The sequence below is a fragment of the Kribbella ginsengisoli genome, assembly GCF_039537185.1.
Classification (GTDB): domain Bacteria; phylum Actinomycetota; class Actinomycetes; order Propionibacteriales; family Kribbellaceae; genus Kribbella; species Kribbella koreensis.
This window is the reverse complement of sequence record NZ_BAABAA010000020.1, coordinates 192,909-214,357: the sequence shown is the minus strand read 5'-3', so window position 1 is coordinate 214,357 and position 21,449 is coordinate 192,909. Positions and strand designations below refer to the sequence as shown.

The following is a 21,449-nucleotide window of genomic DNA, read 5'->3' as shown; positions in this document are numbered from 1 at the left end:
TCAGGCCTCCTCTCGCGACAACTCGTCCTGCAGGAAAGCGGCCTGTTCGACGAGCTGGGGCGTCGGCGTCGCATACAGATGAGCGAACAACTCCGCCGGATCCGGCGACACCTCCTGCATCAACCCGACCCGCAGCTCCTCCGCGACCTTGTCGGCAGCCGCGGCCGCCTCGGCCCGCTTGGCGTCGTCCAGCAGTCCCTCGCTCGACAGATACGCATCCAGCCGCTTCAACGGATCCCGCTCCAGCCAAGGCTGAACCTCGGCCTCGTTGCGGTACCGGGTCGCGTCATCGGCATTCGTATGCGCCTGCACCCGATAGGTGTGCGCCTCGACGAGCTGCGGCCCTTCACCGGCCCGCGCCTTCGCGACAGCGGACCCCAGCACGGACAGCAGCCCGGCAAGGTCGTTGCCGTCGGCCCGCTCGCCCGGTACGCCGTACCCGATCCCCTTGTGCGCAAGGGATGGCGCGACTGTCTGCCGCGCGAGCGGAACGGAGATCGCGTACTCGTTGTTCTGGATGAAGAACACCACCGGCGCCTTGAACACGGCCGCGAAGTTCAGCGCCTCGTGGAAGTCGCCCTCGCTGGTCGCGCCGTCACCGCAGAGCGCCATCACGACGGTGTCCTCGCCCTTGAGCCGTGCGGCATGCGCGACCCCGACGGCGTGGATCAGCTGCGTCGCGAGCGGCGTCGACTGCGGCGCCACCTTGCGGTCGTACGGGTCGTAGCCGGAGTGCCAGTCGCCGCGCAGCAGTGTCAGCGTCTCGATCGGGTCGACGCCGCGGCTGACGATGGAGACGGTGTCGCGGTACGTCGGGAACAGCCAGTCCTGCTCGCCGAGCACCATGGTGGCGGCGATCTGGCAGGCTTCCTGGCCGTGCGACGACGGATAGACCGCGAGCCGGCCCTGGCGGACGAGCGCGCTGGCCTGGTCGTTGATCCTGCGGCCCACGACCAACTGTGCGTAACCGTCGACCAGGGCTTCGGCAGGCGGCATCCCGTACTGCGGGTTGTCGTGCCGCTTGCCGTGCTCGTCGACGAGCTGAACGGGGTGATCGGAGGGGAGCAAACGCTCCTCGACGGTAGTCATGAACCCTCCTGCGCAGGGAGACGTACGGATGGTTCATCGTCATACTTCTGGCCATTCGGATCCATAGCTGGGAGAATCCTCAGACGTTCGGTCCCGTGGCCCCATATGGAGGAGCAGAATGTCCGATGACGTGACGGTCCGCCCGGCCGAACCTGGACAGATGGTCGTCGCCCCGGCGCTGGACGAGATCGACCGGCAGATCGTGGCGGCCCTGAGCCGTGACGGCCGGCTCTCGATCCGGGCCCTGGCCGACCAGGTGCACATCTCCCGCGCCAACGCGTACGCCCGGGTCGAACGCCTCACGACGACCGGCGTGATCACCGGGTTCACCGCGACCGTCGACCCGCTCAAGCTGGGGCTGGCCACTTCGGCGTACGTCACCCTCAGTCTCCGCCAGTCCTCCTGGCGGGCGCTGCGCGAACAGCTCCAGGCGATCCCCGAGGTCAAGCACATGGCCCTGGTCGGCGGCGACTTCGACGCCATCCTCCTCGTCCGAGCCGCCGACAACGAAGGCCTCCGCCGGGTCGTACTGGAAAAACTCCAGGCCATCCCCGAAGTCCTGGGCACCCGCACAGCCCTGATCTTCGAAGACCTCGGCACCCTTTAGCGCTGCCCCTCGCCACGACGTACGCTGCCGCATGAACTGGGGGAAGCTGATCGGGATCGGGATCATCGGCTGTTGCCTGCTGGGCGGTTCGACGGGCTGCGGGCCGCGGCGGTCAGCGGCGGTGATGGGGCTGTCGGTGGACGACGCCGGCCAGCCGGTGATGGTGCTGCAGGACTGCCAAGGGGTCATCGACGAGATCGAGTTCTACGACTTGTCCGTCGCGCCGTCGAACCCGACAGTCGGAAGCACTCCGGTGGTCGAATACACCAACCCGGATCCGCAGAAGGCCGTCGTCACGATCCCGCTGGCGGGTGGCGACGGGTGGAAGCCATCCGGTCCGGCGCCGGCTTTGCAGGCGGCCGGTCGGTACGCCATCAAGATCTGGGGCGACGACCACGACTGGGCGGCCCTGGAAGCGCGCTTCACGGTGGCCGACCTCAAAGGTCTGAAGCCTGGAGTGGTCCGCTACCGCCCACTGACCAATAGCCCCAGCGCCGGTGGCTCGCCGATCGGGCGCACGTTCTCGGCAGACGGTCAGGACTGGTACATCGTGACCCCGCTCGGAGACTTCACCCCGGACGACTGCTCGTAGCGCCGGCCGGTACTACGCGCCGCGGCGGCGGTGGCGGTCGGCGTAGGAGCGGAGGGCGCGGAGGAAGTCGACCTCGCGGAAGGCCGGCCAGTACGCCTCGCAGAAGTAGAGCTCGGAGTAGGCGCTCTGCCAGAGCAGGAAGTTCGACATCCGCTGCTCGCCGCTGGTACGGATGATCAGGTCGGGGTCGGGCTGGCCGACGTTGTAGAGGTGCTTGGTGATGTCGTCGGCGTTGAGCGTCTCGGCCAGGCCGTTGAGATCGTTGCCGGAATCCGCTTCGGACTCGAGCAGCGAGCGGACCGCCTCCACCACTTCCTGGCGGCCGCCGTACCCGATCGCGAGGGTGATGTGGTTGCCGGTAGCGACGTCCTTCGTCGCGTCGACGGCGTTCTTCAGCGCGTGTGCCGTGCTGTCGGGCAGCAGGTCGAGGAGGCCGGCGATGTGGACCTGCCAGCGGCCGCCGGGTTGCGCCAGGCGGCCGGCGACGATCTCCTCGACGACCTCCATCAGGTAGGCGACCTCGGCGTCGTCGCGCTTGGCGAGGTTCTCGGTGGAGCAGAGGAAGACGGTGACGTGCGGTACGCCGGCGGTCTCGCACCAGCCGAGCAGGTTCTCGATGTGCTCCGCACCGCGCCGATGGCCGACGCTCGGATTGCTGTGCCCTTTGCCGCGTGCCCAGCGACGATTCCCATCCGTCACCACACCGATGTGGGCCGGCAACTCCCGGCCGGCGAGCTGGGAACGGAGGCGGCGGACGTACAAGGCATACAGCGGACTGGTGGCGGGCATGCGGAGTAACTTACTCGTCTCGGTCCGTAACGCACAGCCCGTCGCCCAGTCCTTGAAACTCCCTTTGCATACTCAACAAACCCAGCAACGCAAGGCGTTCTACTCGGCTTCTTTGACCGGTACGTCGCTCAGGATCAGCCGGAGATCCGCCGACCGGTCGCGGCGCCGCCGGAAGTAGCCGCGAATCAGCACACCGATGCCACCCGCACCGAGCCAGGTGAAGCTGATCGTCGCGCAGAACACCGCCCAGACGGAGTTGCCGAAGCTCTCGTCCCGCACGACGACACCGATCACGCTGCCGACCAACCCCACCACAAGCCCCACCCAGAACAGTGGGTCCCGCATCATCGGCTCATCGAATCCCATACCCGCTAGATCGCCCTCCTGGTTCGAACCGTTACCGAGTAGACGCAACCGATGCCACTTCGGACCCATAGCCTGACCGGATGGGGCGGAGGAGACGATTCGGGGCGGTGGCCGCGGCCTGCGTGATGCTGTCGCTCGGGCTGACCGGATGCACCGTCGAGGACGGCGGGGCGTTGGGCCTCACCGTGGACGCGGCCGGGAAGCCGGTGATCGTGGTCCAGATGTGCAAGGGCTACCTCGACGGCGCCACGCTGTACGAGGACGTCGAGAACCCCGGTGACGACGACCACAACGGCAGGTGGACAGTCGAGCCGCGGGTCACCGGGTTCTCGCAGTTCAGCCTGGCCGACGGTGGTAACGGCTGGAAGCTGGAGGGGTCGCTCAAGCCGTTGGCCGCGCAGGTGAAGTACGTGATCTACGGCTGGACCGAGGACAACAGGTGGATGGCTTTGCACCTGCCGGTCACCCTGGACGAGATCGCCAGGCTGCGGCCCGGCCAGATCCGGTACTCCAACTTCGACGAGGCCGACACCTACGCGACTGGCTCCGTCGAGGAGTTCAAGACCGGGATCTGCAAGCACTACTGATCTCGGAGGGCGCGTTGGCGGCGGATCCAGATGAAGAGGATGACGCAGGGAACGAGGAGGCCGCCGAGGCCGAGGACGGCGAAGTCCCAGAAGGCGCCGACGTGGTCGACCAGCCAGCCGAAGTTCTGGCCGAAGAAGCCAGTCACGAAGGTCAGCGGCAGGAAGACGGTGGCGAGGATGGTGAGCTGCTCGATGGTCGCGTTCTGCTGGACGCTCACCTTCGTCTGCTCCACCGAGATCACCGCCATGTTCGCCTCCAGCACGGTCGCGAGCAGGTCGCGTTGCGCGGCGACCTCCTCGTTGACCAGCACCAGGTGGTCGTGGACGTCGCGGAAGTACGGCAACAACCCGGTACTCCGCGCCCCGCGTTCGAGCGTCGCCAGTACTGCGAGCAGCGGGTGTACCGCACGGTAGAAGTCGGTCACCTCACGCCGGAGGAAGTAGATCCGCTCGGTTGGCGCGACCGTACCGGCGAAGACAGTCCGCTCGACCTCCTCGATGTCGCGCTCGAGCTCGGCGACCACCGGTCCATACGTGTCGACGACCTGGTCGAGGATTGCCCAGAGCACCGAGTTCGTCCCGTTCTCCAGCAGCTCGGGGCGTTGCTCGAGCCGGGTCCGGGCACCGTGCAGCTCGCTGGCGACGCCCTGCCGGACGGTGATCACGAACGACGGGCCGACGAACACGCTGACTTCACCGAAGTCGACTTCCTCGCGCTCGTCGTCGTACCGGGCGGTGCGCAGGATGACGAGCCGGATGTCCCCCTCGTACGGCTCGACCTTCGGCCGCAGATGGAACGTCTGGGCGTCCTCGACGGCCAGCTCGTGCAGCCCGAAGTTCTTGCTGACCTGCGCCAGCTCCTCCGCGGTCGGATCGAACAGCCCGAGCCAGACGAACCCACCCAGCCGGCAGTGCGACGCGGCATCCTCCACCGACATCGCCCCGACGTGCTGCCGACGGCCGTCCCGGTAGTAAGCGCAGTCGATGATCATGCTCAGCTCCTCACTGTCTCCTCCGATGGTGCTCGCCGGTACTACGCCCGCGGTACCCCCGGCTGCCTTTGGCTCAGAGCTCGGACGGAGGGGATCTACAGTGATGGACGTGCTTGGCGAGCGGGTGGAATCCTGGGTGCGCTCGCATGAATTAGCTGTCGCCGCGGCCTCGGCGGGATTGTTGCTGGGCGGTTGCTTGCTCTTCGAGGTGATCGCTGGGAGTGAGTGGAGCTCCTTCGTGCTGACGGTGTTCCTGGTGGTGCCGTTGGCCGGACGGCGGCGTGCCCTGGTGGTTTGCGCTGGCATACCCGAGAACCTAGGAACCTGGGCGGACGCACGCATCGCGCCGCAGAACGACCTTCCGGCGGCTCTTCTCTGCCGTCCGGGGGATGGGCCCTCCGTCTCACGGCGGAGGTGGCGAAATAGGGTTGGCCGCAAGTCCTCGACCCCGCGGGAGTTCCGATGTCACGTCCCACAGTGCTGATGCCCGGCCCGATGAACGAGACGGTACTGACCGGGACCGCCGAGCACTTCGACGTGATCCGCCTGTGGGAGGCCGACGACCCGGACGCGGTACTGGCCGAGCGGGCCAAGGACATCACCGCCGTCGCGACCGGTGGTACTGCGATCGACGGTGCGTTCCTGGACCGCTTGCCCGCGTTGCGGATCGTCGCCAGCTTCGGCGTCGGCTACGACAAGATCGACGCGGTAGCGGCCGCGGAGCGCGGGGTGGTCGTCACCAACACTCCCGGCGTACTGGACGACGAGGTCGCCGACACCGCCCTCGGCCTGCTGCTGATGACGGCTCGCGAACTCTCCCGCGCCGAACGCTACCTACGCGCCGGCTCCTGGCCCGACGGCGCCTACCCGTTGACCAAGGCAACGTTGAACGGCCGCACGATGGGCATCCTCGGCCTCGGCCGGATCGGCGAGGCGATCGCCCACCGCGCCCAGGCGTTCGGCATCGACATCGCCTACCACAACCGCCACCCCAAGAACGTCGCCTACACCTACTACACCACGCTCCTCGAGCTGGCCACAGCCGTGGACATCCTGATGATCGTCATCCCGGGTGGCGAAGAAACCCGCCACCTGGTCAACGCCGAAGTCCTCAAAGCCCTGGGCCCCGACGGCATCCTCATCAACATCGCCCGAGGCACCGTCGTCGACGAAGCGGCCCTCGCCGAAGCCCTGGCCACCAACACCATCCTCAGCGCCGGCCTGGACGTCTTCGAACACGAACCCCAAGTCCACCCGGCCTTGCTCGACCTCCCCAACGCAGTCCTACTCCCCCACGTAGGCTCCGCCACCATCCCCACCCGCAACGCCATGGGCCAGCTAGTGGTCGACAACCTGCGCAGCTGGTTCGACAACGGCGTACCGCTGACCCCTGTGCAGGAATCCGCCGACCTGGTACGAAAGTTGAATGGCTGACCAGGACGACGTTCGCCGGATCGCGCTGGCACTCCCAGAGGTCCACGAGAGCGACGACACCTTCGCCTTCAGCGTGCCCAACAAGGGCAAGGACAAGGGGCTCGCCTGGATCTGGATGCGCCGCGAGGCCCCGAAGACCCCACGCATCCCCGAGCCCGACGTGCTCGCGATCCGGGTCAACGGCGAGGCCGAGAAACAAGCCCTCCTGGCCGCCGACCCCACCAAGTTCTTCACCGAGCCCCATTACAACGGCTTCCCCGCCATCCTGGTCCGCCTCTCCGCCATCAACCCCGAAGAGCTGGCCGAACTCCTCACTGAAGCCTGGCGCATCCAAGCACCACGAGCCCTGGTCAAGGCGTTCGAGGCCTAGACCCGCATACTCACCCGGTGGACACCGACACCTGCCTGACTTGCGGCCGACCTACCGACGTACACGATCGGCACGTCCGGTTCCAGTTGCCGACGCCGCTCTTCGAGGTGCCCGACTGGGAGCAGCTGCCCGGGCTGTGGATGAGCCACGCGACGCCGACCGAGTCGGTGATGCTTCAAGCCGACGGGTACGGCGCGTTCATCCGTGCCTTGCTGCCCATCCTGTTGGAGGGTGGCCACACGCTGACCTACGGCGTCTGGATCGGTGTCCGCCCGGCGCAGCTTCAGGAGGCGTTCGCCGTGTGGTGGGGTGACAATCCCGGTTACGCCGACCTGCGGCTCGAGGGAGTCCTCGCCAACCGGATCGCGCCCTGGGACCTGCTCGGCGCGCCCGTCGTCGCGACCGTCGTCAACGCGGACGAGACGCCGTACTGCACCTCGTCGCCCGATCCGCGGCTGAGCAGGGTCATCGTCGAGATCTGGCCGCACGACGAGGTGCTGGCACACCTGCCCTGAGAACCATTCGGTCGGCAGGTCCCAGATTGAGGGACTGGGCGACGAAGATGCCCGCGCCGTGCCGGACCGCGTCGAAGAGCACCTCGTTCGCGGTCACCCCAGTCTGCCGAGCACTTCGTCCCAGTGGTTGTGCAGACTACCGAGATGCCCCTCCCCGGGACGAACGATCAGTTCGGCGCCCGAAATCCGCTCGGCCAGCCACTCGCCGTTGCGGACGGACGCGTTGGCGTCGAGTTCGCCGTACCAGAGCGTCGCCGGACAACTGATCACCTCAGGGCGGAACTCCCAACGTCTGAAGGAGATCGCGGCATCACGCAGATAGCCGGCAGTGTTCACCAGCGCCTCACGAGTGGCCGCGGCGATCTCGGCTGCCGTCTGCCGCCCGACCACCTCGGCATCGAGCGCCCCCAACCCAGCGCAGAACCGCTCAGCCAAGGCCTCATCGTCCGGATCCCCGGGCGCGAGCTTCGCCACGTACTCCTCGAACTCCGGCCGGATCAGCTCCACCGCATCCCTGGGCTTCGTCCGCGCCAGGGCCCGGAACAACCCCTTCTGCTCCTCCCCGAGATCATCACGGTGGTACGGCGGATCAAGCGCCGGCACCTCAGCCGGACTCGCTACCACCCCCACCGCAGTCACCCGCTCGGGATGCGTCGCCGCGCACGCCAACGCATACGGCCCACCGATGGACATCCCCAGTACGCCGTACCGCCCGACGCCCAGCAGATCGGCGACCGCCGCGATGTCATCCGCCACCGACAAGTGGCTCGACGCAGCCTCGGTCGACAACCCGTACCCCGGCCGGTTGACCGCAACCAACCGCACCCCGGTACGCCGGGCCGCCACGTCCCCGCAGTACGCCGCGTGCCTGGTATCCGGGCACCCGTGCAGGAAGAAGACGACCGGCCCACCCGGGTCGCCGCCGCTCCAGTACTGCGCCTGCCGTCCGTCCGGCAGACGCAGCAGCTCCGTCGTCAGCTCAGCCCTGCGGTTGGGAGATGTTGACCATCCAGTCGACCCCGAACTGATCGGTGACCATGCCGAACTCGTCGCCCCACATCTGCTTCTCCAGCGGCGTCGTCACCGTGCCGCCTTCGGAGAGCTTCTCGAAGAACCCGTGCAGCTCCGCACTGTCGTCGCCGCTCAGGCTGACCGACATCGTGTTGCCGGCCTTGAACTCCAGGTAGCTCGGCGTGTCCGACCCCATCAGCGTGTACCCCTGCGGGGTCTCCAGCATCGCGTGCATGATCTTGTCGGCGTCCGCGGCCTCGGACGCGCCGAACTCCCCGAACGTGTTGATCGCCAACTCGCCCCCGAACACCCCTTGGTAGAACTCGAAGGCCTGCCGCGCGTTCCCGTTGTAGCTCACATACGGGTTGAGTCGAGATGCCATCAGTTGCTCCTGTCCCCTTGTTCCCCTGACGAATCGCACACTAGACCCACCCCAGGACACTTTTCGACCTCTCGACCCCGGCGCTCACCGAACGCGGTAGAGCGATCCCGCCGGAGTAACGCCGAAGGACGCCTTGACACCCCCGACGACCAGATCGACGACGTACGTCGTACCTGACCAGCGGCCCTTGTACTGCACGGATCCGGTGGCCCGCACCGGGGCGATGACGGACAGGATCGAGGCCCGCGTCCCCGCACGCGCGAACATCAGCGTCGGCGCGGATTTCCGGGTGAAGATGTTCGGGTAGTGCCAGCCCTGGATCGGTTTGGTCTGGCCCTGCTTGACCAGGATCGCCCCGCGCGGCAGCGGCTGCCGGTAAGGCACCTGGACCACGATGGTCCGGGTCGCGTCACCAGGCTTCATCGCGATCGCCGTCGTCCGTGAGTAGACCGTCGCCTTCTGGTCGGACGGCAGATGCCACAGCGTCTGGAACTGCTGCGCCTTCGTGCTGCTCGCCCAGTCCAGAGCGACGATCAGATCCGGATTCTTGAGCACCAGCACCCCGCGATGCCTGCTGATCCCCGCTCCCGGCACATCGGCGAACTCGTAGAACTCGGAAGTCGGGTTGATAACCGACCGGGTCAACTTGGTGACCGGGCGAGTATCCGCGGCCGACGGAGTCGTCATGGCACTGGCCGCGAACGGACTGACCACCCAAGCACGCCAGACGTCTCTCTGGTAGCCGGAGTGACCGCCGTCGATCAAGATGTCCCGGCCATGCGACGTGTAGGTGATGGCCGTGTGGTCGCCGTGACCGTGCATGGCCCGCGCCGGCCCGTACCGGATGCTGTACGTCGACTCCTGGGTGAACGGACGCGTCTCGCCCCACCCGGTGCGACCGAATACGTAGCCCGCCCTGAAGGCACCGATCCGCCGGCCCGGCGGAGTGCCCTCACGGCCGAGGCTCCCCGCATAAGCCAGCGGCGTACCCGGGTCCGCGCCGGTGGCGACCACTTCCGAGTCGCCGAGCTGGTGCAGTTTGCCGAGGGAGTTGGTAGCGAGCGCGAGCCAGCCGGCCATCAACTTTCGCCGCGCGGTGATCGTCGTACCGGGATCGGCTCCGCAGGCTTTGAGCGCGGTGACGGCACGGCCCCAGAGGTAGTAGTTGAACTGGGCATAAGCCGTCGACTGCTCGTTGGACGAACCCTGCGAGTCGATCGCGGTGGTGATTCCGGCCGCGAGCCGGTTCTGCGCGGTCGCCTTGTAGTCGTTGCGATTCAGGGTGCAGCCGACGCCGAACAGCGCGATGCTCTCGTCCGTACCGTGGTTCCACGCCCCACTCCAGTTGGCGGTCAGGAACCTGGCGTGGTTGACCAGCGCGACGTCGATCCACTTGTACGCCGCCGGTAACGTCGTGACGCCCAGCCCCGCCATGATGGCTTGGCGCAGGCAGATCAGCACGTTGGTTCGGTGCATCGTCGACTCGTTGGCGCCGGCGTCCGCCTTCCAGGAGTACGGATTGTCGGCGACCCAGTCCTTGCTGATCGCGACGACCCGAGCCATCGCGGTGGTGTCCCCCTTGCCGGCTGCGACGATCCCTTGCCCGAGCCAGCGCAGCGAGTGGAACCACATGTACCAGCTGCGGTTCTTGTAGGGATTGAGCCGCCAATTGATGTTCCCCCTGCCATTGCCGACCTTGTACGCCGGGTACGGACCCCACGCGAACTTGTCCGCCTTGAGCAGCGCCACAGTGGTCTTGTCGTCGACCGTGCCGAAGCCCGTGCAGGTGTAGGTACCAGTCGCGGCCGCCATGCCTGCCAAACTCTTTACGTCGGCCGCCGGCGGCATGACAGGCGGTACGACGTTGCTCCCGCCCGGCTCGAACTGCGCCACCTCCACCTCGGGCAAGTCGGGCAGCACCGCGATCCCGGGCTTCACCGGCTTGGCAATCACCATCTCCGGACCAGGCACAAGCGCCCCCAGCGCAAGTGCGAACCCCACCACCACACTCACAGACCGCCGACTCACCATGATGTCTCCCACCCCACCGAAATCTCCCCTACCTGGAGCATGATGAGTGAACCGGACGGAAAGTTGCAGGGCCCGTACTCTGGGCGCGTGCAGCTCGAGTTCAGCGGAGAGATCTGGTTCTGGCGGGGGCCCGCGCCCTGGTACTTCGTGACGGTGCCGGAGCCCGAATGCCTCGACCTGCAGGCGTCGTCGGCGTACGTGAGCTACGGCTGGGGGATGATCCCGGTCACCGCGCAGATCGGCGGCACCGAGTGGACCACCTCGCTGTTCCCGAAGGACGGCCAGTACGTCGTCCCGCTCAAGACCGCCGTCCGCTCAGCCGAGTCCCTCGACGAGGGCGACACCGTCGTCATCCAACTCACCGTCGCGGACTGACTGCCCGTCGCCGGCCGGTGCGTCGCGGCGGGCCAGCAGGATGAACGGCACCGCTAGTAGCTGGATGCCTGCGCTGACCACATAGGCCTGCCCATAGCTCCACACGTCTGCAGCCCTCCCCAGAGCCGGCTGGATGACGACACCACCGGCCGATCCGAGCAGGTTGTCCGACGAGAGCACGGTCGCCCGCTGCGCCGACGGGATCAGGCTGTTCAGGAACGCTTGCCGCACTGGCGTGATGGCCGCGAACACAGTCGCCCAGACAGCTAGCAGCACCAGCGCCAGCCAGAAGCTGGAGACCAGCCCGATCAGCACCAGCACCACGGCCGTGACGACGGCGATGAGCAGCAGTACCGAAGTACGGGATCGGAAGAGTCGGCTCACAACTGGTGCGGTGACGCCACTCAGGATCTGCGCGAGGGCGACGATGGCAGCCGACACCCCTGCGACGGCGTACGAGTCTGCGTGGCCGTAGAGCTGCAGGAGGTACGGCTGGGCGGCGTAGAAGCCGTACATGCTCACACCCGCGGTGAAGGGAGCCGCGAGCATCAGCCAGCGCACGGGCGGGTTGCGCAGCCCGTGGTCGAGCGACGAGCGCAGGATGTCCCGCATCTCAGCAGCAACCGAGACACGCGGCTTCGGCGCGAACCCGACGTCATGCATCGCCCGCCAGGCGACGACGAAAGTCAGGACGAGCAGAACGGCGCGTACCAGGTACGGCGTACCCAGGTTGGTCGACTGAGCCAGTACGCCGCCAGCGACCGTCCCGCCGACCATAGCGACACCACTGGCGACCTGCCCCTTGGCGAACGCCGACTCGAGCGACCCCTGGTACCCACTGGCCGCCAGCCCGTCGACCAGCCAGGCCTCGGTCGCGCCGCTGAAGAAGGTGAACCCCAACCCGAGCAATGCCGACGCCACCGCCCAGGGCGCAAACCCTGCCTTCACCTGCCACAGCAGCAGGTAGAGCAGGGTCGACCCGACCAGCGTTGCCGTCCCCAGCAGGTACGACGCCCGCCGGCCGACCGTGTCCGCGACGACGCCCGTCGGCACCTCGAAGAGCACCTGTCCGAGCGTGAAGAACGCATTGGCCGCGAAGGCCTGGCCCACGCTCAGCCCGGCGTCCAGCAGGAACAGCGTGTTGATGCCCCAGATCATCGACGAGGCAGCCGTCGACACCACCATGAGCGTCAGGTAAGTCCGTAACAGACGATCTGCCGTCGATCGCATCGTGCACCCCTTTCGTGGCCTCACCCGGTACGTCGGAGCGCGGCCGGCCGTCTCGACCTGGTTGTCCACAGGGCTGTGCCTTCGCGCCTGCCGACGGTCTGCGGAATATGGCACGATCTGTGACATGAGCGGCAAGACGGACGACGAGCAGCGGTTGCGCGATCTCGCGCTGCTGCGGCGCGTGCGGGACCGGATCGACCGGGAGTACGCGCGGCCGCTCGATGTCGAGGCACTGGCCCGGGGGGTCAACATGTCGGGTGGGCATCTCAGTCGTCAGTTCCGGCTCGCCTACGGAGAGTCACCGTATTCGTATTTGATGACGCGCCGGATCGAGCGGGCGATGTCGCTGTTGCGGAGGGGGGACATGAGCGTGACGGATGTGTGCTTCGAGGTGGGGTGCTCGTCTCTGGGCACCTTCAGCACCCGGTTCACCGAGCTCGTCGGCGTACCGCCGAGCGTCTACCGCAAGCAGGCCGCCGGGGAGCTGGCCGGGATGCCGACGCTGCTGTCCAAGCACGTGAGCAGACCGATCAGGAATCGAGAAGCGCCCGCCCCCGAGTCGCGGCTAGCGTGACCGCCATGGACATCACGATCAGCGCGAGTTTTCTCCCCCACAACGATCCGGATGCCGCGCTCGCGTTCTACCGCGACGCGCTCGGCTTCGAGCTGCGCAACGACGTCGGCTACAACGGCATGCGCTGGCTCACCGTCGGCCCGCCCGGCCAGCCCGGGACCAGCATCGTGCTGCACCCGCCGGCGGCCGACCCCGGCATCACCGACGACGAGCGCAAGGTGATCGCCGAGATGATGGCCAAGGGCACGTTCGCCAGCATCCTGCTCGCCACGCCCGACGTCGACGCGGCGTTCGCCAAGCTGCAGACCACCGACGTGGAGATCGTGCAGGAACCGATCGACCAGCCTTACGGCGTACGGGACTGTGCTTTCCGTGATCCGTCCGGCAACATGGTCCGGCTCCAGGAAGCGCGCTGACCACGATGGCCACGAAACCACATGTTGCTGACAGCCACGACCTGATCCGGGTCCAGGGCGCGCGGGTGAACAACCTGAAGGACGTCAGCATCGAGATCCCGAAGCGCCGGCTGACGGTCTTCACCGGCGTCTCGGGGTCGGGCAAGAGTTCGCTGGTGTTCGGCACCATCGCGGCCGACTCGCAGCGGATGATCAACGAGACCTACAGCACCTTCGTCCAGGGCTTCATGCCGTCGCTCGCGCGGCCGGACGTCGACGTGCTGGAGGGGCTGACCACGGCGATCATCGTCGACCAGGAGCGGATGGGATCCAACCCGCACTCCACGGTCGGCACGGCGACCGACGCGAACGCGATGCTCCGGATCCTGTTCAGCCGGCTCGGCACCCCGCACATCGGCTCGGCCCAGGCGTTCTCCTTCAACGTCGCCTCGATCAGCGGCGCGGGCGCGGTCACCCTGTCGAAGGGCGGGCAGACCACCAAGGAGCGGCGCAGCTTCAGCATCACCGGCGGCATGTGCCCGCGCTGCGAGGGCCGCGGCTCGGTCACCGACTTCGATCTGACGGCGCTGTACGACGCGTCGAAGACGATCAACGAAGGCGCGCTGACCATCCCCGGCTACAGCATGGACGGCTGGCAGGGCCGGATCCTGCGCGGCTGCGGCTTCTTCAGCGTCGACAAGCCGATCGCCAAGTTCACCAAGAAGGAACTGCAGGCGCTGCTCTACCAGGAGCCGACCAAGATCAAGGTCGAGGGCATCAACCTCACCTACTCCGGCCTGATCCCGCAGATCCAGAAGTCCTTCCTGGCCAAGGATGTGGAGGCGATGCAGCCGCACATCCGCGCCTTCGTGGAGCGGGCGATCACCTTCCAGACCTGCCCGGAGTGCGACGGGACCCGGCTGAACGAGGGCGCCCGGTCGTCCAAGATCAACGGGACCAACATCGCCGACTGCTGCAAGATGCAGATCAGCGACCTGGCCGACTGGGTCCGCGGCGTGTCCGACAAGTCCGTCGCGCCGCTGCTGGACAAGCTCGAGCACACGCTCGACTCGTTCGTCGAGATCGGTCTCGGCTATCTGTCGCTCGACCGGCCGGCCGGCACGCTGTCGGGTGGTGAGGCGCAACGGGTCAAGATGATCCGGCACCTCGGCTCCTCGCTCACCGACGTCACGTATGTCTTCGACGAACCGTCGATCGGGCTGCACCCGCACGACATCCAGCGGATGAACGAGTTGCTGCTCCGGCTGCGCGACAAGGGCAACACGGTGCTCGTCGTCGAGCACAAGCCGGAGATGATCGCGATCGCCGACCATGTCGTCGACCTCGGGCCGGGGGCCGGCACCGGCGGCGGCACGATCTGCTTCGAGGGCACCCTCGAGGGGCTGCGGGCCAGCGACACGTTGACCGGGCGGCACCTCGATGACCGGGCTTCGCTGAAGTCCTCGCTGCGGTCGCCGTCCGGGTTCCTGGAGATCCGGGGCGCCAGTTCGCACAACCTGCAGAATGTCGATGTCGACGTTCCGCTCGGGGTGCTGACCGTGGTGACCGGTGTCGCGGGGTCGGGGAAGTCGTCGCTGATCCACGGTTCCGTGCCGGCGTCCGCTGACGTGGTGTCGGTCGACCAGACGGGGATCAAGGGGTCGCGGCGCAGCAACCCGGCGACGTACACGGGACTGCTCGAGCCGATCCGCAAGGCGTTCGCGAAGGCCAACGGGGTGAAGCCTGCCCTGTTCAGCGCGAACTCCGAGGGCGCCTGCCCGAACTGCAACGGCGCCGGGGTGATCTACACCGACCTGGCGATGATGGCCGGGGTCGCGACCACTTGCGAGGTGTGCGAGGGGAAGCGGTTCAGGGAAGAGGTGCTGGAGTATCGCTTCGGCGGGCGGGACATCAGCGAAGTACTGGCGATGTCGGTCACCGAGGCGGAGAAGTTCTTCGCCGAAGGAGACGCCCGTACGCCGGCCGCGCACAAGATCCTCACCTACCTCGCTGATGTAGGCCTCGGCTACCTCAGCCTCGGCCAACCGCTGACCACGCTGTCCGGCGGTGAACGCCAACGCCTCAAACTGGCAACCCACATGGGCGAGAAGGGCGGCATCTACGTCCTGGACGAGCCCACCACCGGCCTCCACCTCGCCGACGTCGAACAACTCCTCGGCCTCCTCGACCGCCTGGTCGACGACGGCAAATCAGTCATCGTCATCGAGCACCACCAGGCAGTGATGGCCCACGCCGACTGGATCATCGACCTGGGCCCCGGCGCCGGCCACGACGGCGGCCAAATCGTCTTCGAAGGCACCCCCGCCGACCTGATCACCCACCAACCCACCCTCACCGGCAAACACCTAGCCGCCTACGTAGCCAAGTAATGCTCTACACCGGCCCGCCGCTCGCAGACGGGCCGGTGTCACTGGCCTCAGTTCGCGACGCGGACGTCCACGAGTGGGCCGAGCGCGCGGTCTCCGACCCTTCGATGCTCTACTTCGGCATCTTCCGCTCGGATGTCCTGGTCGGCCAGATCTTCCTGCACGACCGCGATGACACCCTGCAGGAAGCTCTGGTCGGCTACCACCTGTTCACCGCCACCAACCGTGGCCAAGGAATCGGCACCAGAGCCCTGCGCCTCCTCCAGCGCCACGTCACCGACCACCTGGATCTGAAGCGCCTGATCGTGATCACCTCGCGCGACAACATCCCATCGCAACGCCTGGCCCTCACCTGCGGCTTCGCCTTGGCCGGAGCACCCCGCGAAGACCCAACCGGCCTGCTCTACGGCTGGAAGGTCAGCAGGCAAGGGTCTTGCGATAGCAGCGGGCCAACTGGTCGTTGACGTACTTGCCGTACGGCTCGCTCAACCGGTAGCCGCACTTCTCATACAAGGCGATCGCCTCCGGCTGCCGCTCGCCCGTCGCCAACCGGATCGCCCGATAGCCGACGCCTGCGGCGAGTTCCTCCAGCCCACCCAAGACAGCCGAAGCGATCCCACGACCGCGGAAGCCCGGCTCGACGTACATCCGCTTGAGCTCACCGACGTACGGATCGCTCGTCGGCTGCAGCGCGCCACAACCGACTCCTCGCCCATCCACGGACGCGACCAGGTACCGCGCACCTTCGTGGACGGTTGATCGCCCTTCGCCGCCGTACCGCGCGACCAGCTCTTGGAACGCTGCCGCCAACAGCCCGGCCAGCTCCCCGTTATCTACGCCCCGCTCCTCGATGACCACGCAGGAAGGTTATGCGGTCGTGCTCCGGAACCGGCTCCGGGGAAACACACAGGAAGCTCACAGGCTGCGCGGGTCGTGGTCTCAGCAACTCCGTGAACCATCGAGGAGACACCACTCCGCCAGGGGGCCTCGATGGACAGCACTACCGCCTCATACCGATCCGCGGCAGCCGCGCAGCTGCCCTCCGCCGGTACAGCGGCGCCTCGGCATCACGTGCCCGGCCGACGGGCTCGGCTAGACGCCGCGATCCGTGTGGCGGCGGGATCGACGCTGTGGCTGAGTCTGCTGGTCGTCACCTACTGGTGGGTCGTGGGGCGGGGTATCCAGGCGATGGACGACTGGGAGAGCGGGCTGACTTCAGCGGGCCGGCTCACTGGTCTCCTCGCCTCTGACCTGCTCTTGGCCCAGGTACTGCTGATCGCCCGCATCCCTGTCATCGAGCACGCCTTCGGCCAGGACCGTGTGCTGCGCATCCACCGCATCGTCGGCTTCACGTCCCTCAACCTCATGCTGTCTCACCTGGCGCTCATCACCTGGGGGTACGCCGCCGGCCGGGTCACTGCGTTGCCCAGCACCTTCTGGGATCTCACCACCAACTACCCCGGCGTACTGCTGGCTCTGGCCGGTACCGCATGCCTGGTGCTGACCGTGGTCACCAGCGTTCGCGCAGCTCGACGGCGGTTGCGCTACGAGTCGTGGCATCTGCTCCACCTCTATGCCTATCTGGGAGTCGGCCTGGCCCTCCCCCATCAGCTCTGGACCGGCCAGGAGTTCATCAGCTCGCCGGCGGCAACGGCGTACTGGTGGACGGTCTGGGGAGTGACGGCTGCCGCAGTACTGGTGTGGCGCGTCGGCCTACCGCTGGTCCACAGCGCGCGTCACCGGCTCCGAGTGGCCTCGGTTGCGGACGAAGGCAATGGAGTGGTGTCCGTCTATCTCACTGGGCGCCGGCTGGATCGTCTCGGCGCGGAGGCAGGGCAGTTCTTCACTTGGCGGTTCCTCAATCGCGCAGGGTGGACGCGAGGCAATCCGTACTCGCTGTCCGCTGCCCCGAGCGGGCAGAGCCTTCGCATCTCGGTGAAGGCGCTGGGCGACAACAGTCAGAGCCTCCGCGGTTTGCGGCCGGGCACGGCGGTGCTGGTCGAAGGTCCGTACGGACGGCTCTCTGCCCGCGCCCGCACTGGTCGCAAGGTGGTACTCATCGGCGCAGGCGTCGGGATCACCCCGCTGCGTGCGCTCGCAGAAGGTCTCGAGTACGGGCCGGGGGAAGCCATCCTGCTCCAGCGCTACACCGGTACGCCGCTCTTCGACCGGGAACTCAGGATGCTCGCCGATACCCGGGGCCTCCTCGTCGGCGTACTGCCCGGACACCGGCGCGCGCCCGGCTCGTGGCTGGGACCGGGCGCCGATCACCTCGACGACGTGGCCGCCCTTCGGACCTGGATCCCGGACATCGCCGATCGCGACGTCTACGTCTGCGGTCCTGATCCATGGACCGAGTCCGTGGAGCGAGCAGCCCGTGCGGCCGGCGTCCCCGCCGATCGCATCCACCTCGAGAACTTCAGTTGGTGATCACCCGTGAAACGTATTGTCACCTGGCTCCTGAGCACAGTCACCGTCGTAGTGCTCCTGTTCGGCTACCACACCTCGAACTCCGGCCGAGTCACCGCGACCCCGTCAGTCATCGGCTCCGCCGGCCCGGCCCCAACCCCCGCCGGCACGCCGTCACCCACCACCTCACCGACGGATTCGCCGTCCGTTTCGCCGCCCGATTCGCCGTCCGATTCGCCGCCCGCGACCAGTACGCCGTCGCCTGCCGCGTCCCCGTCACCGACATCCACCGCGACCACCGTCCAGGGCGACACGGCCGACACCCAGTGGGGCCCGGTCCAGGTTCAGATCACCGTTGCCGCCGGCAAGATCACCGACGTGGCCGTCCTCCAGTACCCCAATGGCAACGGCCGCGACCAGCAGATCAACGCCTACGCCCTGCCGATCCTGATCAACGAAACCCTCACCACCCAGTCCGCCGCCATCGACACCATCAGCGGCGCCACCGTCACCACCGACGGCTACACCCGCTCCCTACAATCCGCCCTCGACAAAGCCGGCCTCTAACCACCCCGGTACGGGCGTCCTAACAGGACTCCTCGACCACGAGCAGGTGGTTGTGGTGCTCGTCCTTGAACTCTCCAGCAAGAAAGTCGGTGTAGTCGCCCGCGGTACGGACGACCGTGTCCGTCAAATACGGCCGGATCTCCGCCGCGAAGCTCTCCCGCTCCTCCGGCAGCACATCACGCGCCTCGTTCGCATAGACCCGCAAGACCCGAACCTCCGGATCTCCGAGCAACTGCTGCACCCGCTTCCACGGCATCAATGCATCCCCACCCCGCAACTGCCACCAGACGCCATGCTCATCCGTGAACTCCCCGTCCAAAACCGGCTGGCTCCACGCAACCGCCGACTCTCCCGGACCCCCCGAAGCCTCCACCTCAGCAAGAATCGCAGCAAAGCTCTTCCCGCGCTCACCCCTCCGCTTTCGCCCCACCACCCCGTCATCACCCCGCGACCCACTGCGGGTCAGGTACTTAGATGTTCGTGGAGCATCTGCCAGCGGCCGTTACGCCTGGCCAGCGCATTCGTACCGCGCCCGCGGCCCTCGCGCTGTTGCCCGTCGACGAGCCCCGCCCAGTGAAACCTGTACCGGACAACGGCGAAGTCGGCTGAAACGTGGACCCATCGCAGGTCGCTGATCGTGTAGACCTCGTCCCGGATCTCGTCGAAGGTCCGCTGCACGGCATCCGCGATCGCCTCGACCCCCTCGTACGAGCCATCGGTGAACCAATAGCTCGCATCATCCGCGATGAGCTCGCGCAACCGACCGACATCATGCGCATTGGTCAGCTTGCCGTACTCCGCCATGAACGCATCCAGCTCGACACCCAACGACTCGGTTTCCTCCACACACGCAGCCTGGCAGCACCCACCGACAATCCTGTGGCAGGCTTCGGGGATGGGTGGGACTCGGCTTGAGCATGTGCGGGCCAATGTGGCGGATCTGAAGGCCGCTGTGGAGTGGTACACGAGTGTGCTCGGGTTCGAGGTGGAGGCTTACTGGCCGCCGGAGGCGCCGAACTACGCGCACTTCGTCACGGGGTCCGGTGCGACGTTCGCGGTGATGGAAGCCGAGGGCCGTGGCGGCCGCTTCAACTTCACCGTCGACGACCCGGGCGCCTTGTGGGCAACGGTGAAAGACCTGGCGGTCGTCGTCGAGCCACTGTTCGATACGCCGTACGGGACCCGCAAGTTCACCATCGCCGATCCGGACGGTAACGAGCTCGGGTTCGTGCGTAACGGGCGAGGGGGCCGGCGGGCTAAATCCGTTTGTGCTGGGCGGCGGGCGCTGCTTCGCTGTTGGCGTGAGTCCGGTCAAATGGTTCGACACCCGATGGAGAGACTGGCGGGCGTACCGCCTGCGCAACGCGTACTACGGTGCCTGCCCGGCCTGCCGTCATGACTGGCGCGAGCACCTGCCGGACGAGGGCTGCAGCGAGTGTCAGTACGAGATCGATCACGAAGCCCCGGGCGCACCGCTGACGGTGTGCCCGGAGCGGGCTCCTGGAGTGACCTTCTAGAAAGATCGTCACGCATATTGACCGGACGCGGACTGCGCGTCATGATCGTCGAGGTAATCGATAGGAAAGTTTCCTATCTTAGTTCGGCCCAACTCCTACGCCCCCAGGATTGAGGTTCGAGATGCGCATCCGCATGCTCAAACTCGCCACCGCCGCCCTCGCGGCCGGCTCACTGGCCCTCGGCGCGGCAGCCGCCGCGCAGGCCGCTCCCAGCGCAGTACAGGCCGACCCCGCCAGCATCGGCGCGGCACCGTACCTGTACCTCGGCTGGGGCAACCCGCAGAAGGCGACCGACATCATGAAGGCCGCCGGCAACCAGTGGTTCACGATGGCCTTCGTACTGGCCGACGGCAGCTGTAACCCCAAGTGGGACGGCAACCGCAGTCTGACCGGCGGCAACGACCAGTCGGTCATCAACAGCATTCGCGGCGCCGGCGGTGACATCATCCCGTCGTTCGGCGGCTGGGACGGCGACAAGCTCGGCGTACGGTGCACGTCGGCCTCCGCGCTGGCCGGCGCGTACCAGAAGGTGATCAACGCCTTCGGGCTGAAGGCGATCGACATCGACATCGAGAACACCGAGTTCCAGAACAACACCGTCCAGCAGCGGGTCGTCGACGCGCTGAAGACGATCCGCGCCAACAACGCCGGGCTGAAGATCTACATCACCATGGGGACCGAGCAGAGCGGCCCGGACTCGTGGGGCAGCGGCCTGATCACCAAGGCGAAGAACTCCGGCTTCACCCCGGACGGCTGGGTGCTGATGCCGTTCGACTTCGGCGCCGGGTCCGGCAACATGGCGACGCTGACCCAGCAGGCCATGGAAGGCCTGAAGGGCAAGCTCAAGACGGCGTACGGCTGGAGCGACGACACGGCGTACCGGCACATGGGCATCTCGTCGATGAACGGCAAGACCGACGACGGGGAGACCGTCCGGGTGTCGGACTACCAGGCGATGCTCAGCTACGCCCAGCAGCACCACCTGGCCCGCTTCACCTTCTGGGCCATCAACCGCGACCGCCAATGCGGCAGCGGCGGCGACGCCGGCTCCGACTGCAGCGGCATCTCCCAGAGCGCCTACGCCTTCACAAAAATAGCCGCCCAGTTCCACGGCTGATCCCCGGCTCACGCCTCAAAGCGCCCCGGCCCCTGCACCGGGGCGCTTTGCATGCCCGGCGGCGGCGTCCAGCGCTTGACGGCAGGTGCGCCTTTCGGTTGCGAGGATGGGCT

General features: G+C 67.2%; 27 protein-coding genes. 16 read left to right on the top strand and 11 right to left on the bottom strand.

Going from position 1 to position 21,449, the window contains the following annotated elements; all coding sequences use genetic code 11:
• Nucleotides 1-1,089, bottom strand: a complete 1,089-nt coding sequence (locus tag ABD768_RS40605; RefSeq protein ID WP_343975052.1) for a thiamine pyrophosphate-dependent enzyme — start codon at nucleotides 1,087-1,089, stop codon at nucleotides 1-3.
• A gap of 118 nt (nucleotides 1,090-1,207) precedes the next feature.
• Between ABD768_RS40605 and ABD768_RS40600 the strand changes: the two genes are divergently transcribed.
• Entirely contained in the window at nucleotides 1,208-1,696 is a 489-nt protein-coding gene (locus tag ABD768_RS40600; RefSeq protein ID WP_343975049.1) for an Lrp/AsnC family transcriptional regulator, read from the top strand.
• Nucleotides 1,697-1,727: 31 nt separating this feature from the next.
• The gene (locus ABD768_RS40595) at nucleotides 1,728-2,288 is read left to right on the top strand and encodes a hypothetical protein (RefSeq protein ID WP_344849943.1); all 561 of its coding nucleotides are present in this window, start codon (nucleotides 1,728-1,730) and stop codon (nucleotides 2,286-2,288) included.
• A gap of 12 nt (nucleotides 2,289-2,300) precedes the next feature.
• Here the strand turns inward: ABD768_RS40595 and uppS are convergent, their stop codons facing one another.
• Nucleotides 2,301-3,077, bottom strand: a complete 777-nt coding sequence (gene uppS / locus ABD768_RS40590) for a polyprenyl diphosphate synthase (protein ID WP_270135805.1) — start codon at nucleotides 3,075-3,077, stop codon at nucleotides 2,301-2,303.
• A 99-nt stretch (nucleotides 3,078-3,176) separates the two neighbouring features.
• Nucleotides 3,177-3,425 (bottom strand): hypothetical protein, encoded by a 249-nt coding sequence (locus tag ABD768_RS40585; RefSeq protein ID WP_344849941.1) that lies wholly within the window; start codon nucleotides 3,423-3,425, stop codon nucleotides 3,177-3,179.
• A gap of 98 nt (nucleotides 3,426-3,523) precedes the next feature.
• Here ABD768_RS40585 and ABD768_RS40580 point away from each other — a divergent pair, with 98 nt between their 5' ends.
• Nucleotides 3,524-4,030, top strand: a complete 507-nt coding sequence (locus tag ABD768_RS40580; protein ID WP_343975037.1) for a hypothetical protein — start codon at nucleotides 3,524-3,526, stop codon at nucleotides 4,028-4,030.
• Here the strand turns inward: ABD768_RS40580 and ABD768_RS40575 are convergent.
• Complete coding sequence (locus ABD768_RS40575) at nucleotides 4,024-5,022, bottom strand: magnesium and cobalt transport protein CorA (RefSeq protein ID WP_344849938.1); 999 nt, start codon at nucleotides 5,020-5,022, stop codon at nucleotides 4,024-4,026. The two genes, ABD768_RS40580 and ABD768_RS40575, sit on opposite strands and share 7 nt — an antisense overlap.
• Here ABD768_RS40575 and ABD768_RS43210 point away from each other — a divergent pair.
• From ABD768_RS43210 to ABD768_RS40560, 4 genes are read left to right on the top strand one after another with little or no spacing between them, the layout of a single operon-like run.
• Nucleotides 5,015-5,506: a DUF7134 domain-containing protein gene (locus ABD768_RS43210; RefSeq protein ID WP_425558476.1), complete on the top strand. Its 492-nt coding sequence runs from the start codon at nucleotides 5,015-5,017 to the stop codon at nucleotides 5,504-5,506. The two genes, ABD768_RS40575 and ABD768_RS43210, sit on opposite strands and share 8 nt — an antisense overlap.
• Nucleotides 5,485-6,456, top strand: a complete 972-nt coding sequence (locus tag ABD768_RS40570) for a 2-hydroxyacid dehydrogenase (protein WP_344849933.1) — start codon at nucleotides 5,485-5,487, stop codon at nucleotides 6,454-6,456. The genes ABD768_RS43210 and ABD768_RS40570 overlap by 22 nt, the downstream gene beginning before the upstream one ends.
• On the top strand, nucleotides 6,449-6,826 hold the full coding sequence (locus ABD768_RS40565) for an MmcQ/YjbR family DNA-binding protein (protein ID WP_344849931.1): 378 nt from the start codon (nucleotides 6,449-6,451) through the stop codon (nucleotides 6,824-6,826). Before ABD768_RS40570 ends, ABD768_RS40565 begins: the two co-directional genes overlap by 8 nt.
• A gap of 17 nt (nucleotides 6,827-6,843) precedes the next feature.
• Nucleotides 6,844-7,341, top strand: a complete 498-nt coding sequence (locus ABD768_RS40560; protein WP_344849929.1) for a hypothetical protein — start codon at nucleotides 6,844-6,846, stop codon at nucleotides 7,339-7,341.
• Between the two features lie 93 nt (nucleotides 7,342-7,434).
• Here ABD768_RS40560 and ABD768_RS40555 read toward each other — a convergent pair whose 3' ends face one another.
• From ABD768_RS40555 to ABD768_RS40545, 3 genes are all read right to left on the bottom strand, one after another.
• Nucleotides 7,435-8,298 (bottom strand): alpha/beta fold hydrolase, encoded by an 864-nt coding sequence (locus ABD768_RS40555; RefSeq protein WP_344849988.1) that lies wholly within the window; start codon nucleotides 8,296-8,298, stop codon nucleotides 7,435-7,437.
• Between the two features lie 22 nt (nucleotides 8,299-8,320).
• On the bottom strand, nucleotides 8,321-8,734 hold the full coding sequence (locus tag ABD768_RS40550) for a VOC family protein (protein ID WP_344849927.1): 414 nt from the start codon (nucleotides 8,732-8,734) through the stop codon (nucleotides 8,321-8,323).
• A gap of 84 nt (nucleotides 8,735-8,818) precedes the next feature.
• Nucleotides 8,819-10,765: a heparinase II/III domain-containing protein gene (locus ABD768_RS40545; protein ID WP_344849925.1), complete on the bottom strand. Its 1,947-nt coding sequence runs from the start codon at nucleotides 10,763-10,765 to the stop codon at nucleotides 8,819-8,821.
• 87 nt (nucleotides 10,766-10,852) lie between these two features.
• On the opposite strand from ABD768_RS40545, the gene ABD768_RS40540 reads away from it, so the two are divergent.
• Nucleotides 10,853-11,140, top strand: a complete 288-nt coding sequence (locus tag ABD768_RS40540) for a DUF1905 domain-containing protein (protein ID WP_343975016.1) — start codon at nucleotides 10,853-10,855, stop codon at nucleotides 11,138-11,140.
• On the opposite strand, the gene ABD768_RS40535 is transcribed toward ABD768_RS40540, so the two are convergent.
• Nucleotides 11,081-12,370, bottom strand: a complete 1,290-nt coding sequence (locus tag ABD768_RS40535) for an MFS transporter (protein WP_344849922.1) — start codon at nucleotides 12,368-12,370, stop codon at nucleotides 11,081-11,083. The two genes, ABD768_RS40540 and ABD768_RS40535, sit on opposite strands and share 60 nt — an antisense overlap.
• 124 nt (nucleotides 12,371-12,494) lie before the next feature.
• Here ABD768_RS40535 and ABD768_RS40530 point away from each other — a divergent pair, with 124 nt between their 5' ends.
• Genes ABD768_RS40530 through ABD768_RS40515 form a run of 4 tightly spaced genes read left to right on the top strand, consistent with a single transcriptional unit; the run spans nucleotide 12,495 to nucleotide 16,190 of the window.
• The gene (locus ABD768_RS40530) at nucleotides 12,495-12,944 is read left to right on the top strand and encodes a helix-turn-helix transcriptional regulator (RefSeq protein ID WP_343975011.1); all 450 of its coding nucleotides are present in this window, start codon (nucleotides 12,495-12,497) and stop codon (nucleotides 12,942-12,944) included.
• Nucleotides 12,945-12,949: 5 nt separating this feature from the next.
• On the top strand, nucleotides 12,950-13,360 hold the full coding sequence (locus ABD768_RS40525) for a VOC family protein (RefSeq protein WP_343975008.1): 411 nt from the start codon (nucleotides 12,950-12,952) through the stop codon (nucleotides 13,358-13,360).
• A 5-nt stretch (nucleotides 13,361-13,365) separates the two neighbouring features.
• Nucleotides 13,366-15,729, top strand: a complete 2,364-nt coding sequence (locus ABD768_RS40520) for an ATP-binding cassette domain-containing protein (RefSeq protein ID WP_343975005.1) — start codon at nucleotides 13,366-13,368, stop codon at nucleotides 15,727-15,729.
• Nucleotides 15,729-16,190: a GNAT family N-acetyltransferase gene (locus tag ABD768_RS40515; protein WP_344849916.1), complete on the top strand. Its 462-nt coding sequence runs from the start codon at nucleotides 15,729-15,731 to the stop codon at nucleotides 16,188-16,190. The genes ABD768_RS40520 and ABD768_RS40515 overlap by 1 nt, the downstream gene beginning before the upstream one ends.
• On the opposite strand, the gene ABD768_RS40510 is transcribed toward ABD768_RS40515, so the two are convergent.
• Nucleotides 16,144-16,584, bottom strand: a complete 441-nt coding sequence (locus ABD768_RS40510) for a GNAT family N-acetyltransferase (RefSeq protein WP_343974999.1) — start codon at nucleotides 16,582-16,584, stop codon at nucleotides 16,144-16,146. The genes ABD768_RS40515 and ABD768_RS40510 overlap by 47 nt on opposite strands.
• A gap of 132 nt (nucleotides 16,585-16,716) precedes the next feature.
• Here ABD768_RS40510 and ABD768_RS40505 point away from each other — a divergent pair, with 132 nt between their 5' ends.
• Both ABD768_RS40505 and ABD768_RS40500 read left to right on the top strand, forming a co-directional pair.
• The gene (locus tag ABD768_RS40505) at nucleotides 16,717-18,156 is read left to right on the top strand and encodes a ferredoxin reductase family protein (protein WP_344849914.1); all 1,440 of its coding nucleotides are present in this window, start codon (nucleotides 16,717-16,719) and stop codon (nucleotides 18,154-18,156) included.
• Nucleotides 18,157-18,162: 6 nt separating this feature from the next.
• A complete protein-coding gene (locus tag ABD768_RS40500) occupies nucleotides 18,163-18,702 on the top strand; it encodes an FMN-binding protein (protein WP_344849912.1) in 540 nt (179 codons plus the stop codon).
• Nucleotides 18,703-18,721: 19 nt separating this feature from the next.
• On the opposite strand, the gene ABD768_RS40495 is transcribed toward ABD768_RS40500, so the two are convergent.
• Both ABD768_RS40495 and ABD768_RS40490 read right to left on the bottom strand, forming a co-directional pair.
• Nucleotides 18,722-19,021, bottom strand: coding sequence for a hypothetical protein (locus ABD768_RS40495; protein WP_343974991.1), 300 nt, complete (start codon nucleotides 19,019-19,021; stop codon nucleotides 18,722-18,724).
• A 143-nt stretch (nucleotides 19,022-19,164) separates the two neighbouring features.
• The gene (locus tag ABD768_RS40490; RefSeq protein ID WP_344849910.1) at nucleotides 19,165-19,548 is read right to left on the bottom strand and encodes a YybH family protein; all 384 of its coding nucleotides are present in this window, start codon (nucleotides 19,546-19,548) and stop codon (nucleotides 19,165-19,167) included.
• Between the two features lie 49 nt (nucleotides 19,549-19,597).
• Between ABD768_RS40490 and ABD768_RS40485 the strand changes: the two genes are divergently transcribed.
• Together ABD768_RS40485 and ABD768_RS40480 are read left to right on the top strand one after the other, a co-directional pair.
• The gene (locus tag ABD768_RS40485) at nucleotides 19,598-20,101 is read left to right on the top strand and encodes a VOC family protein (protein ID WP_344849908.1); all 504 of its coding nucleotides are present in this window, start codon (nucleotides 19,598-19,600) and stop codon (nucleotides 20,099-20,101) included.
• Between the two features lie 239 nt (nucleotides 20,102-20,340).
• The gene (locus ABD768_RS40480; RefSeq protein ID WP_343974980.1) at nucleotides 20,341-21,336 is read left to right on the top strand and encodes a chitinase; all 996 of its coding nucleotides are present in this window, start codon (nucleotides 20,341-20,343) and stop codon (nucleotides 21,334-21,336) included.
• The last annotated feature ends 113 nt before the right edge of the window (nucleotides 21,337-21,449 follow it).

Excerpts from the sequence above, each read along its gene's own strand:
- ABD768_RS40595 (WP_344849943.1), top strand. The coding sequence starts at position 1,728 with ATGAACTGGGGGAAGCTGATCGGGATCGGGATCATCGGCTGTTGCCTG.
- ABD768_RS40480 (WP_343974980.1), top strand. The coding sequence starts at position 20,341 with ATGCGCATCCGCATGCTCAAACTCGCCACCGCCGCCCTCGCGGCCGGC.
- ABD768_RS40525 (WP_343975008.1), top strand. The coding sequence starts at position 12,950 with ATGGACATCACGATCAGCGCGAGTTTTCTCCCCCACAACGATCCGGAT.
- ABD768_RS40535 (WP_344849922.1), bottom strand. The coding sequence starts at position 12,370 with ATGCGATCGACGGCAGATCGTCTGTTACGGACTTACCTGACGCTCATG.
- ABD768_RS40600 (WP_343975049.1), top strand. The coding sequence starts at position 1,208 with ATGTCCGATGACGTGACGGTCCGCCCGGCCGAACCTGGACAGATGGTC.
- ABD768_RS40485 (WP_344849908.1), top strand. The coding sequence starts at position 19,598 with ATGGGTGGGACTCGGCTTGAGCATGTGCGGGCCAATGTGGCGGATCTG.
- ABD768_RS40505 (WP_344849914.1), top strand. The coding sequence starts at position 16,717 with ATGGACAGCACTACCGCCTCATACCGATCCGCGGCAGCCGCGCAGCTG.
- ABD768_RS43210 (WP_425558476.1), top strand. The coding sequence starts at position 5,015 with ATGATCATGCTCAGCTCCTCACTGTCTCCTCCGATGGTGCTCGCCGGT.
- ABD768_RS40605 (WP_343975052.1), bottom strand. The coding sequence starts at position 1,089 with ATGACTACCGTCGAGGAGCGTTTGCTCCCCTCCGATCACCCCGTTCAG.
- ABD768_RS40550 (WP_344849927.1), bottom strand. The coding sequence starts at position 8,734 with ATGGCATCTCGACTCAACCCGTATGTGAGCTACAACGGGAACGCGCGG.
- ABD768_RS40530 (WP_343975011.1), top strand. The coding sequence starts at position 12,495 with ATGAGCGGCAAGACGGACGACGAGCAGCGGTTGCGCGATCTCGCGCTG.
- ABD768_RS40515 (WP_344849916.1), top strand. The coding sequence starts at position 15,729 with ATGCTCTACACCGGCCCGCCGCTCGCAGACGGGCCGGTGTCACTGGCC.
- ABD768_RS40585 (WP_344849941.1), bottom strand. The coding sequence starts at position 3,425 with ATGATGCGGGACCCACTGTTCTGGGTGGGGCTTGTGGTGGGGTTGGTC.
- ABD768_RS40580 (WP_343975037.1), top strand. The coding sequence starts at position 3,524 with ATGGGGCGGAGGAGACGATTCGGGGCGGTGGCCGCGGCCTGCGTGATG.
- ABD768_RS40575 (WP_344849938.1), bottom strand. The coding sequence starts at position 5,022 with ATGATCATCGACTGCGCTTACTACCGGGACGGCCGTCGGCAGCACGTC.
- ABD768_RS40570 (WP_344849933.1), top strand. The coding sequence starts at position 5,485 with ATGTCACGTCCCACAGTGCTGATGCCCGGCCCGATGAACGAGACGGTA.
- ABD768_RS40565 (WP_344849931.1), top strand. The coding sequence starts at position 6,449 with ATGGCTGACCAGGACGACGTTCGCCGGATCGCGCTGGCACTCCCAGAG.
- ABD768_RS40545 (WP_344849925.1), bottom strand. The coding sequence starts at position 10,765 with ATGGTGAGTCGGCGGTCTGTGAGTGTGGTGGTGGGGTTCGCACTTGCG.
- uppS (WP_270135805.1), bottom strand. The coding sequence starts at position 3,077 with ATGCCCGCCACCAGTCCGCTGTATGCCTTGTACGTCCGCCGCCTCCGT.
- ABD768_RS40520 (WP_343975005.1), top strand. The coding sequence starts at position 13,366 with ATGGCCACGAAACCACATGTTGCTGACAGCCACGACCTGATCCGGGTC.